The sequence below is a fragment of the Methylopila musalis genome (genome assembly GCF_042679725.1).
Taxonomy (GTDB): domain Bacteria; phylum Pseudomonadota; class Alphaproteobacteria; order Rhizobiales; family Methylopilaceae; genus Methylopila; species Methylopila musalis.
Genome location: NZ_JBHTMX010000066.1, coordinates 1 through 14,500, shown reverse-complemented (window position 1 = coordinate 14,500; position 14,500 = coordinate 1). Strand labels below are relative to the sequence as shown.

Here is a 14,500-nt window from a genome sequence, read left to right as displayed (position 1 = left end):
GGCAGCGCGGCCACGCGGGTCTCGGCGCGCTCCTCACGCGCGCGGCGGTCGGCCATGTGCCGCTCCACCGCATGGCGCTCCGCCGCCTCCGCCGACGCGTCGTGACGCGCCACGTAGACCGGGCGGCTCGGCGCGAGCGAGGCCATGCGCACGCTCTCGCTCGCCGCGATCGCCTCCTGGCTCGCGATCATCACGCCCGGGCCCGGACGGCGCTTCTCGTAGAAGGCGTTGCCGCCGGCGATCGCCACGTAATGCATGTTCCGGTACGGGAACTTGTAGCCGGCGGTGTGGAAGAACATGGACTTGGAGCCGACGCGCGGATTGCGGGCGCCGGAGAGCACCGCGTCCGCCATGCGGTAGGCGCGCGGCCGGCCGCTGTCGGTCATGGGCCGGGTCAGCACGCCGGGCGCGAACTGGTTCGGCTGGCCGATGACGCCGCAGACCGTGCGCGGATAGCGCCCGGAGTGCACGCGGTTCATCACCACCGTGCCGACCGCCAGCATGCCGTCGTCGCTGGAGCGGTTGGATTCGAAATACATCACGCGGGCCATGCACTCCCGCGCGCTCAGGCTCACCTTGCTGATCTTGGGCGAGTGCCCGCAGGCCGCGGCCACAAGCGGCAACACCAACGCGGCGACGAGCTTCGCCGTCCTCGACAACGCCATACGCATACGCAACCCACAAGCTTTCGCCGGGCGACTGTCGCCGCCGGGCGACGCCCCGTCCTCAAACGCCAGAATAGCGCCCGGACGTGATCAAAGGTTTAACGAATGGGCGCGGTCGACGCGGCGATCAGCGCGGCCACGTTGCGGTCGAACCGGGCGGCCACGGCGCGAAAATCCGGCAGCTTGCGCCGGGTCTCGTCCTCGAGCGCCCGCGCGCCCTCCTCGCCGAGCGCGGCCCTGAGGCTCGCCGCATATTCCGGAATGGCGGCCCACTCGTCCACGGTGGTGTCGGTGATCTCCAGATGGAACTGGACGCCATAGGCGCGCTCGCCCCAGCGCAGGGCCTGCACCGGACAGGCGGCGTTGCCGGCCAGCGCCACCGCGCCCTCGGGCGGCCGCGCCACCTCCGCGCCGTGCCACTGCAGGGTTTCGATGCGGGGGCCGAGCCCGGCGAAGACCGGATCCGCCGCGCCCTCCGGCGTCAGCTCGACGGTGGTGATCCCGACCTCCGGCCGGGCCATCAGCCCCACCTCGCCGCCGAGCGCGGAGGCGAGCAGCTGGTGGCCGAGGCAGACGCCGAGATAGGGCCGCCCGGACCGCACCCAGCCCGCGATCGCCGCCTTCTCGGCCACGAGCCACGGATGCTCCGCCTCCTGCCACACGTCCATGGGGCCGCCCATGACCGCCATCAGGTCGTAGCCGTCGAGGTCGGGGATCGGCTCGCCCTCGTCGAGCTCCACCGCGCGCCAGTCATGGCCGGCCTCGGCCCAGAACTCCCGGAACACGCCGGGATGCTCCACGGCGAGATGCTGAAACACGATGATCTTCACGGCGTGGCTCTCCGGCGGGCGCGTTCGCGCGCATCTTCAAGCCCCCGCGTCGCCGCTTCAACGCGAATCTGACGGACGCCCACAAAACAGGCGGACGAAAACCGCAAAAGACCTCACAACCGGGCGCGCCGGGCGAGGATCGCCACAACCAGAAGCATCACGATCCCGACGCAAAGCGCCCCGCCGCCGACCGCGCCCAGCCGGGCGAGGATCTCGGGCAGGAAGCGGTAGCCCGGCAGGCCGTCCGTCACGAAGGCGCCGGAGGCGTCCCGCGACCAGGTGGAGATCCAGACCATCGCGCCGAGAAGCGCGCCCCCGATGAGGGACAGCATCCCGCCGAGAATGCGAAGGGGAAGCAGACGACCGCGCATCCGCATACGGGGAAGTGAGTCGGCGGAAGCGCGCAACCAGGGCCGGAACCCCGTCCCCGCGCCACACATCCACGCTGCGACGGCTGGAGCCTGAACGCATCCGAGCGTTCGCTTCCGCACGGCGCAAACGGACCCCCGCGCCGCGCATCGCTCAAGCCAACCGGCGTCGCGCGCTTCGCCAAAGACCTATTCGCGCAAGACGCTTGGCGGAGCCACGTCGCCCTGCGCAGGGCGCGCAACGAACGCGGCCGCCAAGCGCGCGTGGACCAAAAGCCGGTCGAACCAAGCGGCGCTATGACAATGTGTAAGGGAGAAAGTCTGAACCTGCGGGTCGAAGACGTCTGAGACCCAACGCTTGAGGCTCTGTCCAACCTCAATAACACCATGGCGGGAGTGACGGGACTCGAACCCGCGGCCTCCGGCGTGACAGGCCGGCGCTCTAACCGACTGAGCTACACCCCCGCAGCGGGGCGTGGCCCCGTCTGGTGGGCGCTTGGTACGGGACGGCCGGAGCGCTGTCAAGCGGGCCGACATCGCTCTGTCACGCGCCTGTGGACAAGCCTCTTTGCGCAGCGCGGCGTCCGTGCGCTATCACCCGAACACAAGACGCGGAACAGAGGGCGGTCGATGGCGGCGGGCGACGGAAACCAACTGATTCAGGTGGTGGCGCTGCTGGGGGCCGGCGTCATCGCCGTGCCGATCTTCCGGCGGCTTGGGCTTGGCTCCGTGCTCGGCTATTTCGCCGCGGGCCTCGTGATCGGGCCGTTCGGATTCGGCCTGTTCCCCGATCCGGCCTCGGTGCTGCACGTGGCCGAATTCGGCGTCATCATGCTGCTGTTCATCATCGGGCTCGAAATGCAGCCCGCGCGGCTCTGGAGCATGCGCCGGCTGATCTTCGGGCTCGGCGCCGGCCAGGTGGCCGTCTGCGGCGCGCTGCTGACCGGCGTCGGGATCGCGGCCGGGCTGTCGCCCGCGGTGGCCTTCGTGGCGGGCATGGGCTTCGTGCTGTCCTCCACCGCCGTGGTGATGCAGATGCTGGAGGAGCGCGGCGACGTCTCCACCCCGGTCGGCCAGAAGGCGGTGGCGATCCTGCTGCTGGAGGATCTCGCCATCGTGCCGCTGCTGGCCGCTGTGGCCTTCCTCGCGCCGGGCGGCGACAGCCATGGCGGCGCGGACTGGCGCAGCGTGGGCGTGGCGCTCGCGTCCGTCGCGGGCCTCGTGATCGCCGGGCGCTATCTGCTCAACCCCATGTTCAGGGTGCTGGCGCGCTCCCACGCCCGCGAGGTGATGACGGCGGCGGCGCTGCTGGTGGTGCTGGGCGCGGCGCTGCTGATGGAGCTCGGCGGGCTCTCCATGGCCATGGGCGCCTTCCTCGCCGGGGTGCTGCTGTCCGAATCCACCTTCCGCCACCAGCTCGAGGCGGACATCGAGCCGTTCCGCGGCGTGCTGCTGGGCGTGTTCTTCCTCGCGGTCGGCATGTCGCTCGATCTCGCCACCATCGCCGCGAACTGGGGCGTGGTGGCGCTGGCGGTGGCGGGCTTCGTGATCGTGAAGGCGATCGGCATCTACGGGGTCGCCCGCGTCACCGGCGCCACCAACCGGGAGGCGATCGACCGCACCGCCTTGTTCGCGCAGGGCGGCGAATTCGCCTTCGTGCTCTATTCCGCCGCGACCTCCGCGGGCGTGATGGACGCGCGCGAGAACGCCATCTTCACCGCCGCCGTCATCATCTCCATGGCGCTGACGCCGTTCACGGCGCTCGCGCTGAAGCGCCTGATGCCGCCGCTCGCCGACGACCGCAGCGACGCCGACGTGGAGCGGCCGGACGGGCTCACCGGCTCGGTGCTGGTGATCGGCTTCGGCCGCTTTGGGCAGATGGTGTGCCAGCCGCTGCTCGCCCGCGGCTTCGACGTGTCGATCCTCGAGAACAACGTCGACATGATCGAGGCGGCGTCGGACTTCGGCTTCAAGGTCTATTACGGCGACGGCACGCGGCTCGACACGCTGCGCACCTCGGGCGCGGGCGAGGCGCGGGCGATCCTGATCTGCGCCGACGGGCGGGACAACGTCACCCGCATCGCCGATCTCGTGCGGCACGAGTTCCCCAACGCCAAGCTGTTCGTGCGCGCCTATGACCGCGGCCACGCCATCGACCTGATCCGCAACGGCGTCGATTACCAGCTGCGCGAGACCGTGGAATCCGCGCTGCGGTTCGGCGAGGCGGCGCTGAAGGAGCTCGGCGTGCCGCCGGAGGAGGCGGAGGAGCTGATGGAGGACGTCCGCCGCAAGGACGATGAGCGGCTGGCGCTGCAGGTGGCGGGCGACATCTATTCCGGCACCGACCTGCTCACCGGCAACGCGCCGGTGCCGAGCCCCCTGACCCGGCCGAAGCGCCGGGGCCGGGTGTTCGACGACAAAGCCCTCCCCGGCCGCCCGCCCGCCGGCGTGCGCGGCGCGTGAACGGAGGCGCGGCCGGCTGACGGCGGGCTCTGGCGGGCCTCGGACGGCGGGACCCGTCACGCTCGGGCGTGGCGGGTCGTCTGACAGGTTTTGCCGGACGAAAAGCCCCCTCACCCGGCCCTTCGGGCCGACCTCTCCCCGCCGGGGAGAGGTGACGCGGCGGCGGCCGCGCGCTCAAGGGGCCGAAACAGGTTGGGGGAATCGAACAGGTCCGGGGGGTCAGGTCAGGATAAGGCGGGGAGGCCCGCCCTCACCTCTCCCGGCGGACACCATCACGCGCGCTATGGCGTGGCGGGTCGTCTGACAGGTCCTGCTTGCCGAAAGCCCCCTCACCCGGCCCTTCGGGCCGACCTCTCCCCGCCGGGGAGAGGTGACGCGGCGGCGGCCGCGCGCTCAAGGGGCCGAAACAGGTTGGGGGAATCCGGAACGGGTTCGGGGCGTCCGTTCCAAATCGCGCTGGGAGGCCCGCCCTCACCTCTCCCCGGCGGGGAGAGATCGACGCGAAGCGGCGGGTGAGGGGGAGCCCGCCCGCAGGCGTAAGCGGCGCGTGAGGGCGCGCCGCTTAAACACCCGTGACCCTGGCGTCTAAAACCTCGCGCTCGCCGTCATGCCCGAGCTTGCCTCGGGCATCCACGACTTGGACGTCGACGTTTGAGCCAAAGGCAAGTCGTGGATACCCGCGAAGGCGCGGGCATGACGTGAGTTTCAGTCACGCGTCGCGGTCCGTTCCGAACCGCCTTTCAGAACCGGAGCGCGCGGGCCTGCTTGACGTGCTCCAGCGCCTGCACGCGGGCCACCACCGCCTCGGGGATCTCGCCGTCGATCTGGACGATGGCGATGGCGTCGCCGCCTTCCGCGGCCCGGCCGAGGTTGAAGGTGGCGATGTTGACGCCGGCGGCGCCGAGCGTGGCGCCGAGCGCGCCCACGTAGCCGGGCTTGTCCTCGTTGGTGACGTAAAGCATCGACGGGCCGAAGGCCGCCTCGATCTCGATGCCCTTGATGTCGATGATGCGGGGCTTGCCGTCGGCGAACACGGTGCCGGCCACGTGGCGGGTCACGCCGTCGGTGGTCACGCTCAGCCGGATCACGCTGTCATAGGTGTCGGCGTCCTCACGCAGCACCTCCTCGATCGCGACGCCGCGCTCGCGGGCGATCACCGGGGCCGAAACCATGTTGATGTCCGCCAGCAGCGGCTTCAGCAGACCGGTGACGGCGGCGGAGGTGAGCGCGCGGGTGTTCATGCCCGCCACAAGACCCTCATATTCGATCCGGACCGCGGTCACGCCGCTGTCGGTGAGCTGGCCGGCGAAGGAGCCGAGCTTTTCGGCGAGCGCCACGAAGGGCCGCAGCCGGGGCGCCTCCTCGGCGGTGATGGAGGGCGAGTTGACGGCGTTCGAGACCGCGCCGCGCAGCAGGTAGTCCGACATCTGCTCGGCCACCTGCAGGGCCACGTTCTCCTGCGCCTCCGTGGTCGCGGCGCCGAGATGGGGCGTGCACACCACGGCCGGATGGCCGAACAGCGGGTTCTCGGTGGCGGGCTCGGTGGTGAACACGTCGAAGCCCGCGCCCGCCACATGGCCGGCGTCCAGCGCCTCGCGCAGCGCCGCCTCGTCCACGAGGCCGCCGCGGGCGCAGTTGACGATGCGCACGCCCTTCTTCATGCGGAACAGCGCCTGCCGGTCGATGACGTTGCGCGTCTTCTCGGTCAGGGGCGTGTGCAGGGTGATGAAGTCGGCGCGGGCGAACAGCTCGTCCAGCTCCACCTTCTCGACGCCGATGTCCTGGGCGCGCTCCGGCGACAGGAACGGATCGAAGGCGATGACGCGCATCCGAAGCCCGATGGCGCGCTCGGCGACGATCGAGCCGATGTTGCCGCAACCGATGATCCCGAGCGTCTTGGAGGTGATCTCCACGCCCATGAAGCGGTTCTTCTCCCACTTGCCGGCCTGGGTGGAGGCGTCGGCGGCGGGGATCTCCCGGGCCACCGCGAACATCAGCGCGATGGCGTGCTCGGCGGTGGTGATGGAGTTGCCGAAGGGCGTGTTCATCACGATCACGCCCTTGGCGGTGGCGGCCGGGATGTCGACGTTGTCGACGCCGATGCCCGCCCGGCCGATCACCTTCAGCCGGGCCGCGTTCGCCAGGATCTTCGGCGTCACCTTGGTGGCCGAGCGGATGGCGAGGCCGTCATAGTCGCCGATGACGGCGGCCAGCCGGTCCTTGTCCTTGCCGAGATCGGGCTGGAAGTCCGCTTCGACCCCCCTGTCCCTGAAGATCTGGATCGCCGCCGGAGACAGCTTGTCGGAGATCAGGACGCGGGGGGCCATGGGCTCAGTCTCTCTCGTGTTCGCGGGCCTCGCCCGCTCAGGTTTTCCGATAGAAAGGTTCGGCGTCCCGCTCGAAGTAGTCGTCGAGCGGAGAGCCGGGGATCGGCACGAAGTCGATCGTGTCGGTCGGGCGCGCGGCCGCCTCCAGCACCTCCTCCACGCGGTCGAGCACCGCGTCGAGATCGCCGTTCACCTTGAGGCCGATAACGAGGCGCTTGATGCCGTCCTCGTCGGCGATGGTCGCTTCGGCCAGATGGGCGGCCTCCACGTCCGGCAGGTCGGCGAACAGCGCCGCGAGCGGCGCCGTGAGATGGGCGCGGGAGGTCTGCGGCCGGCCGACCACCGTCGGCAGATCCTCGTCCTCGTCGTCCTTGAGGTCGGGGGCGAGGTCGAAGCCTTCGTTGGCGCGGTCGAAGTCGCCGTCCAGCATGGCCGCCACGTCCTCGGCCATGAACTCATGGCCGTATTCCGACCCCGGATTGAGGACGAAGTTGGCGTCCTCGATCTGGGAGACGATCTGCTTGAAGCTCTGACGCACGATCAGCAGCTTCTCGTCCGGGAACATGGCCTGCACGCGGGCGTCGGAGGTGAAGATCGGCACGAAGCTCAGATCCTCGTGCGTCACCTCCGGCACCGCGTAACCGCCGCCCTTGCCGTCGCCCGGATCCATCAGCGCGAAGGACAGCTCCGCCTCCAGAAACTCCTTCAGGAAGGCGGTGCGATGGTCCGGCTCTTCGATCGCGCGGATGAGCGAGCGTTCGAGAGCGTTTTCGGGCGTGAACATGGAATGGGCTCCGGCGATGACGGGAGGCGACGCGGCGAGGCGTCGTCGCGCCTGCCTTTAGCAGGCCTGCGCGACGAATGTGAGGGACCTGCGGTCAACTTGCGCCGACCGTCCAGCATCCTGGCCGCGAGACCACGCCCCGGCGCCGCCCGTCCGCATGCGGACGAGCCGGCCGGCGCTCCGTCAGGCCGCTTTCGCGAGCGCCGGCGAGAGCTGCGCGTAGGCCCAGTCGAACCAGGGCAGCAGCGCTTCGACGTCGGAGGTCTCCACCGTCGCGCCGCACCACACGCGCAGGCCGGGAGGGGCGTCGCGGTAGGAGCCGAAGTCGTAGGCGACGCCCTTGGTCTCCAGCAGCGCCACGAAGTCCTTGGCGAAGGCCGCCTGGACCTCGCGCGGAGCGGAGGCGAGCGCCGGATCGGCGAAGGTGAGGCAGACGCCGGTGTTGCTGCGGGTGGCCGCGTCAACGGGCAGCGCCTTCAGCCAGGGCGTGCGCTCCACATAGTCGTAGATCGCCTTGGCGCTGGCGTCGGCGCGGGCGATCAGCCCGTCCAGGCCGCCGACCGACTTCGCCCATTCGAGCGTGTCGATGTAGTCCTCGACGCAGAGCATGGAGGGCGTGTTGATGGTCTCGCCCTCGAACAGCGCCTCGTCCAGCTTGCCGTTCTTGGTCATGCGGAACAGCTTCGGCAGCGGAAACACCGGCGTGAAGCTCTCCAGCCGCTCGACCGCGCGCGGGCCGAGGATCAGCATGCCGTGCGCGGCTTCGCCGCCCATGACCTTCTGCCAGGAGAAGGTCACCACATCGAGCTTGTCGTAATCGAGCTCCATCGCGAAGGCGGCCGAGGTCGCGTCGCAGATGGTGAGGCCCGCGCGGTCGGCGGGGATCCAGTCGTGGTTCGGAACGCGGACGCCGGCCGTGGTGCCGTTGAAGGTGAAGACGACGTCGTTGTTGAAGTCGACCGCGGCGAGGTCCGGCAGCTGGCCGAACTCGGCGACGACGGCCTTGGTGTTCGGCAGGCGGAGCTGCTTGACGGCGTCGGTCACCCAGATGGCGCCGAAGCTCTCCCAGGCCAGCACTTCGACGCCGCGGGCGCCGAGCATGGACCACATGGCCATCTCGACGGCGCCGGTGTCGGAGCCGGGAACGATGGCGATGCGGTGGCTTGCGGGAACGCGCAGGACCTCACGGGTCAGGTCGATCGCATGCTTCAGCTTGGCCTTGCCGGCCTTGGAGCGGTGCGAACGGCCGAGCTCGGCGTTGGCCAGAGCTTCGAGCGACCAGCCGGGACGCTTGGTCGTGGGTCCGGACGAGAAATTGGGGTTCGCGGGGCGAACGGAAGGCGTATCGGTCATCTCAAACCATCCTTTCAGATGGACGCCCCTCGTTGGGGAGGGGTGGCCCGCCCGTTCGATACGTCTTTCCGGAGCGGGCCGTCAAGCCGCTTTTGCTTGCGTCGGCCAAATAAAAACGCGGCGGAGCATTGCGCTCCGCCGCGTTGAAGACCAGCCGGACGTTCGGATCAGTCGAGCGTGTAGCGCACGCCGAGACGGATTTCGTGGGCGGCGATGTCTTCGACCTTGACGCGGTAGCCGCTGCTGACCGCCGGAATGCGCTTGGTGCGCGCTTCGCCGAGGTCGACGTAGCGGTAGTTGGCGTCGATGGTGATGTTGTCGCTGACCTCGTAGCCCACGCCCGCCATGAGCGCCCAGGCGAGGTTCCACTTGTGGTCGCCGCCGAACTTGCCCTTGGTGCCGTTCGGGTTGGTGTAGCGGTAGTCGTCCAGATCGACCCGCGCCGTGCCGATGCCCGCGCCCACATAAGGCGTGAAGCCGTGCCAGGTGCCGATGTCGAAGTAAGCGTTGGCGAGGAAGGTGAGCGCCGAGATCTTGGCGCGCTCGTCCGAGTAGAGCCCCTTGCTGGCGCAGCCGATGCAGGCGAGCTTGCCGCCAAAGTCCGCCTTGGTCTCGTAATCGACCGTCACGTCGGTGCGGAACCACTCGTTGAACTTGTAGCCGACGCCGCCGCCGAAGATGAAGGCTTCGTCGAGGTCTTCGCGCTTGTAGCGGTCCACGCCCTTGTAGGCGGGATCGAGGAACCGCGCCGAGGGGTTGCGGTAGAACTTGTAGCCCACGTCGCCGCGCAGGTACCACGCGGAGCCGAACTCAACCGGCTCGATCGGCTCCAGCAGCGGGGGTTCGGGAAGATCGGCCGCGCGACCCACAGTCGGGGCGAGCGCGACAGCAAGCGCGCCCGCGAGCGCGTAGGTCGTCCATTTGGCCATACCGCCAGTTCCTTGTTCGGCGTCCGGACGCGACTGCGCCGGACACGATCGTGTTCACCACACGACTGGCACTGTGACCTTGAAACGTTAAAAGCCGCTTAACCTTAAATCTCAACCACGTTTGTTCATCGATCGATCGTCTCAAAACGAGAACGCCCCCGCGACATCTGTCGCGAGGGCGTCGATTCCGTCCGGAACCTTCGGAGGCGACCCGGGGCCCGCTTGCGGGATCCGCCGCAGGCGCCCGTCCTCAGGCCGCGGCCTTGGTGATCACCTCCACCACGCCGTCCACCACGTCCGTCACCAGCGTGCGGTCGTCGCCCTCGGCCATCACGCGGATCACCGGCTCGGTGCCGGACGGGCGGATGACGAGCCGGCCCGCGCGGCCGAGACGCTCGGTGGCGCTGGCGATCGCGGCCCGCACCGCGGCGTCGTCCAGGGGACGGCCGGCCTTGTAGCGCACGTTCTTCATCACCTGCGGCAGCGGCTCGAAACAGTGGCAGATCTCGGAGACCGGCCGCTCCGCCTTCTGCACCACGGACAGAAGCTGCAGCGCCGCCACCAGCCCGTCGCCGGTGGTGGCGTAGTCGGACAGCACGATGTGGCCGGACGGCTCGCCGCCGAGATTGTAGCCCTTGGCCCGCATGCGCTCGACCACGTAGCGGTCGCCGACCGGCGTGCGCTCCAGCGTCAGGCCGAGCGAGCCGAGGTAGCGCTCGAGGCCGAGATTGGACATCACGGTGGAGACGAGGCCGGGCGCGGACAGCCGCCCCTCCTCCGCCCAGGACGAGGCGACCACGGCCATGAGCTGGTCGCCGTCCACCACCTGGCCCTTCTCGTCCACGATGATGACGCGGTCCGCGTCGCCGTCGAGCGCGATTCCGATGTCGGCGCGGGTCTCGCGCACCTTGGCGATCAGCGCGTTCGGGGCGGTGGAGCCCACGTCCTTGTTGATGTTGACGCCGTTCGGCTCCACGCCCAGCGTCACCACCTCGGCGCCGAGCTCCCACAGCGCCTCGGGCGCGACCTTGTAGGCGGCGCCGTTGGCGCAATCGACCACCACGCGCAGGCCCTCGAGCGAGAGGTTGCGGGTGAGCGTGCGCTTGGCGAACTCGATGTAGCGGGCCTGCGCGCCCTCGATGCGCTTGGCGCGGCCGAGCTGGGGCGCGTCGGCGAGCTTGGGGCCCAGATCGCTGTCGAGCAGCGCCTCGATCTCCGCCTCCACCTCGTCCGACAGCTTGTAGCCGTCGGGCGCGAACAGCTTGATGCCGTTGTCGGAGAAGGGGTTGTGCGAGGCGGAGATCATCACGCCGAGATCAGCGCGCATGGAGCGGGTGAGCAGCGCCACCGCCGGCGTCGGCATCGGCCCGAGCAGCAGAACGTCCACGCCGACCGAGGTGAAGCCCGCCTGCAGCGCGCTCTCGATCATGTAGCCGGACAGGCGGGTGTCCTTGCCGATCACCACCCGGTGGCGGTGATCGCCGCGGCGGAAGGCGATGCCCGCCGCCATGCCGACCTTCATGGCGAAGTCGGGCGTGATCGGAAACTTGTTGGCCTGACCGCGGATGCCGTCCGTGCCGAAGTACTTGCGCGTCATGCAGCGTTCCTTGCTCCCGCGGGCGGCGCGAAGGCCGACCCTAATCCCGTCATAGCGCGAGCATGACGCGACGACGTTCAAAAATCGTGAGCGTTCGTTACGCCGCCGCCCGGACGCGGGACATGAAAAAAGGGGCCGGACGTCGCCGCCCGGCCCCTTTTGAACTCACGTGTCGCGCCGGCTCACGCCTGCGGCTGGGGCTCCAGCCCGCCATCGGGACGGCGGCGGGGCTTGCCGGCGGTCGGCACCGCGGAGCCGCGCGGGCTCGGCGGCTCGTCGGCGTCGCGCACCGGCGGACGGCCGTCGAGCAGCGCCTTGATCTCCTCGCCGGTCAGCGTCTCGTATTCGAGCAGCGCCTTGGCGAGCTGGTCCATCTGGTCGCGATGCTCGGTCACGATGCGCCGGGCGGTGTCGTAGCCCTCGTCGATGAAGCGTTTGATCTCGTTGTCGATCTTCAGCATCGTCGTGCCGCTGACGTTCTGCTGGCGGGCGACCGACATGCCGAGGAACACCTCGTCCTGGTTTTCGCCGTAAGCCACGGTGCCGAGCTCCTTGGAGAAGCCCCAGCGCGTCACCATCCCGCGGGCGATGTTGGTCGCCATCTGGATGTCCGACTGGGCGCCCGCCGTCACCTTGTCCTCGCCGAAGAAGATCTCCTCGGCGACGCGACCGCCCATGGCCATGGCGAGGCGCGAGGTCAGCTGCTCGTACGAGATCGAGATCTGGTCCCGCTCCGGCAGGTACTGCACCATGCCGAGCGCGCGGCCGCGGGGAATGATCGTCGCCTTGTGGATCGGATCGTTCGCCGGGGTGTAGAGCGCGACGATGGCGTGGCCGGCCTCGTGATAGGCGGTCACCCGCTTCTCCTCGTCGGTCATCACCATGCGGCGCTCGGCGCCCATCATGATCTTGTCCTTGGCGGCGTCGAACTCGGCGGCCGTCACCATGCGCTTGGAGCGGCGCGCGGCCATCAGCGCGGCCTCGTTGACGAGGTTCATCAGGTCCGCGCCGGAGAAGCCGGGCGTGCCGCGGGCGATGGTCTTCAGGTCCACGTCCGGCGCCAGCGGCACCTTGCGCACATGCACCTTCAGGATCTTCTCGCGGCCGATGATGTCGGGATTGGCCACCACCACCTGACGGTCGAACCGGCCCGGACGCATCAGCGCGGGGTCGAGCACGTCCGGACGGTTGGTCGCGGCGATGAGGATGATGCCCTCGTTGGCCTCGAAGCCGTCCATCTCCACGAGCAGCTGGTTCAGCGTCTGCTCGCGCTCGTCATTGCCGCCGCCGAGGCCCGCGCCGCGATGGCGGCCGACCGCGTCGATCTCGTCGATGAAGATGATGCAGGGCGCGTTCTTCTTCGCCTGCTCGAACATGTCGCGCACGCGGCTCGCGCCGACGCCCACGAACATCTCCACGAAGTCCGAGCCCGAGATGGTGAAGAACGGCACGTTGGCTTCGCCGGCCACCGCGCGGGCGATCAGCGTCTTGCCGGTGCCGGGAGGGCCGACGAGCAGCACGCCGCGGGGAATGCGGCCGCCGAGGCGCTGGAACTTCTGCGGATCGCGCAGGAACTCCACGATCTCCTGCAGGTCGTCCTTGGCCTCGTCCACGCCCGCCACGTCGTCGAAGGTGACGCGGCCGTGGGCCTCGGTCAGCAGCTTGGCCTTGGACTTGCCGAAGCCCATGGCCTTGCCGGCGCCGCCCTGCATCTGCCGGGACAGGAACACCCAGACGGCGATCAGCGCGATGAAGGGCAGCCACTGCAGCAGCAGCGCCACCACCCACGGCATGTTGTCGCCGGGCGGACGCGCGGTGATGGAGACGCCCTTGTCATAGAGGCGCTTCACCAGCGACGGGTCGCTCGGGGCGTAGGTCTGGAACTGGGAGCCGTCGGTGTACTGGCCCGAAATGTTCGGCCCTTCGATCACAACCCCGCGCACCCGGCCGTTGTCCACTTCGGTCAGCAGCTGGCTGAACGAGATGTCGTTGGGCTGGGACCGCTGTCCGGGGTTCTGGAACAGCGTGAACAGGGCGAGCAGCAGCAGAACTATGATCACCCAAAGGGCGAAGTTCCGGAAATTCGGGTTCATTTCGGGCCTTTCGCGTCGATCGCGGCGGAGGAGCCCAAGGTCCAGCGACGCTTGCGCGAATGTAAGCGCAGGTGCGCGCTCTGCCAAGACGGCCGCTCGACGAAGGAAGGGGCCTTCCGGGGCCTTGCGCGCGTTGCTTCGCCACAATCGCGGGGTCTTACTTGCGGCGAGGGCACATCAAGGAAAGCGGCGGAGGCCGCAAGGGACCAGCCATGACCACCTTCGATGAACGCGAACGCGCGTTCGAAAACCTGTTCGCGCATGACGCCGCCATCCGGTTCCGGGCCTACGCCCGCCGCAACCGGCTGCTCGGCCTGTGGGCGGCGGAGCAGCTCGGCAAGACGGGCGAGGACGCCGAACGCTACGCCAAGACGGTGGTGATGGCGGATTTCGAGGAGGTGGGCGACGGCGACGTGCTGCGGAAGGTGGCCGGCGACTTCGCCTGCGGGGGTTTGCGCGTCCGCGTGGCGGAGGTGCGCGCCCGCATGGACGAGCTGCTCGCCGAGGCGCTGGAGCAGGTGAAGAGCGAACGCTGATCGGGATTCCGCCCGCTCGCGAAAGCGTTATTGTCCCCGCGCGGCGTTTGAGGCGCCGGCTCGAAGGATGGAGTTTCAGACCATGAAGGTCCGCATGAGGACGGCGCTGGCGGCCGCCGCCGCGCTGGTCCTGTCGGCGGGAGGCGCGCTCGCGGCGCCCGCCACCGCCACCACCAACCTGAACGTGCGATCCGGCCCCGGAACCGGCTACGCCGTGATCGGGACCATTCCCGCCGGCCGCAGCGTCGAGGTCATCGGCTGCGACGGCCCCTGGTGCGAGGTCGATCTCGGCGCCCGCAGCGGCTTCGCCAGCGCGAGCTACCTGTCCCGCGCCGTGCGGGAGCGGGTGATCGTGGAGGAGATCGAGGAGCCCACCTACGGGCTGTCGATCGGCGGCTACTGGGACGACCGGCCGTGGTACTTCTCCGACGGCTACTACTACTGGGGCGGCCGCTGGTGGGGCGTGCGCCCCGGCCGGCCGGGCTGGCACGGCTCGCACCGCCCCCGTCCGCCCCATTGGGGCCGGCCCGGCCGACCCGGATGGGACAGGCCCGG

12 protein-coding genes and 1 tRNA gene are annotated in these 14,500 nt (G+C 69.6%); 3 read left to right on the top strand and 10 right to left on the bottom strand.

Annotation, left to right across the window (positions count from 1 at the left end):
- From ACFQ4O_RS09200 to ACFQ4O_RS09185, 4 genes are all read right to left on the bottom strand, one after another.
- A partial coding sequence (locus ACFQ4O_RS09200) for a cell wall hydrolase (protein WP_378775398.1) occupies positions 1-575 on the bottom strand: 575 nt, incomplete at its 3' end.
- Between the two features lie 188 nt (positions 576-763).
- Positions 764-1,495, bottom strand: coding sequence for a type 1 glutamine amidotransferase (locus ACFQ4O_RS09195; RefSeq protein WP_378775397.1), 732 nt, complete (start codon positions 1,493-1,495; stop codon positions 764-766).
- A gap of 113 nt (positions 1,496-1,608) precedes the next feature.
- Entirely contained in the window at positions 1,609-1,827 is a 219-nt protein-coding gene (locus ACFQ4O_RS09190; RefSeq protein ID WP_378775396.1) for a hypothetical protein, read from the bottom strand.
- 424 nt (positions 1,828-2,251) lie between these two features.
- A tRNA-Asp gene (locus ACFQ4O_RS09185) sits at positions 2,252-2,328 on the bottom strand.
- A gap of 165 nt (positions 2,329-2,493) precedes the next feature.
- On the opposite strand from ACFQ4O_RS09185, the gene ACFQ4O_RS09180 reads away from it, so the two are divergent.
- Positions 2,494-4,326 carry a monovalent cation:proton antiporter-2 (CPA2) family protein gene (locus tag ACFQ4O_RS09180; protein ID WP_378775395.1) on the top strand — a complete coding sequence of 611 codons (1,833 nt, stop codon included), beginning with the start codon at positions 2,494-2,496 and terminating at the stop codon, positions 4,324-4,326.
- A gap of 740 nt (positions 4,327-5,066) precedes the next feature.
- On the opposite strand, the gene serA is transcribed toward ACFQ4O_RS09180, so the two are convergent.
- The 6 genes from serA to ftsH all read right to left on the bottom strand — a co-directional run bounded on the left by serA (position 5,067) and on the right by ftsH (position 13,409).
- Entirely contained in the window at positions 5,067-6,653 is a 1,587-nt protein-coding gene (gene serA / locus ACFQ4O_RS09175; protein WP_378775394.1) for a phosphoglycerate dehydrogenase, read from the bottom strand.
- A 37-nt stretch (positions 6,654-6,690) separates the two neighbouring features.
- Positions 6,691-7,437, bottom strand: coding sequence for an enhanced serine sensitivity protein SseB C-terminal domain-containing protein (locus tag ACFQ4O_RS09170; RefSeq protein ID WP_378775393.1), 747 nt, complete (start codon positions 7,435-7,437; stop codon positions 6,691-6,693).
- A gap of 183 nt (positions 7,438-7,620) precedes the next feature.
- Positions 7,621-8,790, bottom strand: coding sequence for a phosphoserine transaminase (locus ACFQ4O_RS09165; protein ID WP_378775392.1), 1,170 nt, complete (start codon positions 8,788-8,790; stop codon positions 7,621-7,623).
- 167 nt (positions 8,791-8,957) lie between these two features.
- Positions 8,958-9,719 carry an outer membrane protein gene (locus tag ACFQ4O_RS09160; protein WP_378775391.1) on the bottom strand — a complete coding sequence of 254 codons (762 nt, stop codon included), beginning with the start codon at positions 9,717-9,719 and terminating at the stop codon, positions 8,958-8,960.
- Between the two features lie 250 nt (positions 9,720-9,969).
- Positions 9,970-11,316, bottom strand: a complete 1,347-nt coding sequence (glmM, locus tag ACFQ4O_RS09155) for a phosphoglucosamine mutase (RefSeq protein WP_378775390.1) — start codon at positions 11,314-11,316, stop codon at positions 9,970-9,972.
- 182 nt (positions 11,317-11,498) lie between these two features.
- A complete protein-coding gene (gene ftsH / locus ACFQ4O_RS09150) occupies positions 11,499-13,409 on the bottom strand; it encodes an ATP-dependent zinc metalloprotease FtsH (RefSeq protein WP_378775389.1) in 1,911 nt (636 codons plus the stop codon).
- A gap of 212 nt (positions 13,410-13,621) precedes the next feature.
- Between ftsH and ACFQ4O_RS09145 the strand changes: the two genes are divergently transcribed.
- Positions 13,622-13,945, top strand: a complete 324-nt coding sequence (locus ACFQ4O_RS09145) for a DUF1476 domain-containing protein (RefSeq protein WP_378775388.1) — start codon at positions 13,622-13,624, stop codon at positions 13,943-13,945.
- An 82-nt stretch (positions 13,946-14,027) separates the two neighbouring features.
- Positions 14,028-14,500, top strand: a 473-nt coding sequence (locus ACFQ4O_RS09140; RefSeq protein ID WP_378775387.1) for an SH3 domain-containing protein, incomplete at its 3' end; no start/stop codon positions are given.

Excerpts from the sequence above, each read along its gene's own strand:
- ACFQ4O_RS09190 (WP_378775396.1), bottom strand. The coding sequence starts at position 1,827 with ATGCTGTCCCTCATCGGGGGCGCGCTTCTCGGCGCGATGGTCTGGATC.
- ACFQ4O_RS09180 (WP_378775395.1), top strand. The coding sequence starts at position 2,494 with ATGGCGGCGGGCGACGGAAACCAACTGATTCAGGTGGTGGCGCTGCTG.
- serA (WP_378775394.1), bottom strand. The coding sequence starts at position 6,653 with ATGGCCCCCCGCGTCCTGATCTCCGACAAGCTGTCTCCGGCGGCGATC.
- ACFQ4O_RS09170 (WP_378775393.1), bottom strand. The coding sequence starts at position 7,437 with ATGTTCACGCCCGAAAACGCTCTCGAACGCTCGCTCATCCGCGCGATC.
- ACFQ4O_RS09165 (WP_378775392.1), bottom strand. The coding sequence starts at position 8,790 with ATGACCGATACGCCTTCCGTTCGCCCCGCGAACCCCAATTTCTCGTCC.
- ACFQ4O_RS09160 (WP_378775391.1), bottom strand. The coding sequence starts at position 9,719 with ATGGCCAAATGGACGACCTACGCGCTCGCGGGCGCGCTTGCTGTCGCG.
- glmM (WP_378775390.1), bottom strand. The coding sequence starts at position 11,316 with ATGACGCGCAAGTACTTCGGCACGGACGGCATCCGCGGTCAGGCCAAC.
- ftsH (WP_378775389.1), bottom strand. The coding sequence starts at position 13,409 with ATGAACCCGAATTTCCGGAACTTCGCCCTTTGGGTGATCATAGTTCTG.
- ACFQ4O_RS09145 (WP_378775388.1), top strand. The coding sequence starts at position 13,622 with ATGACCACCTTCGATGAACGCGAACGCGCGTTCGAAAACCTGTTCGCG.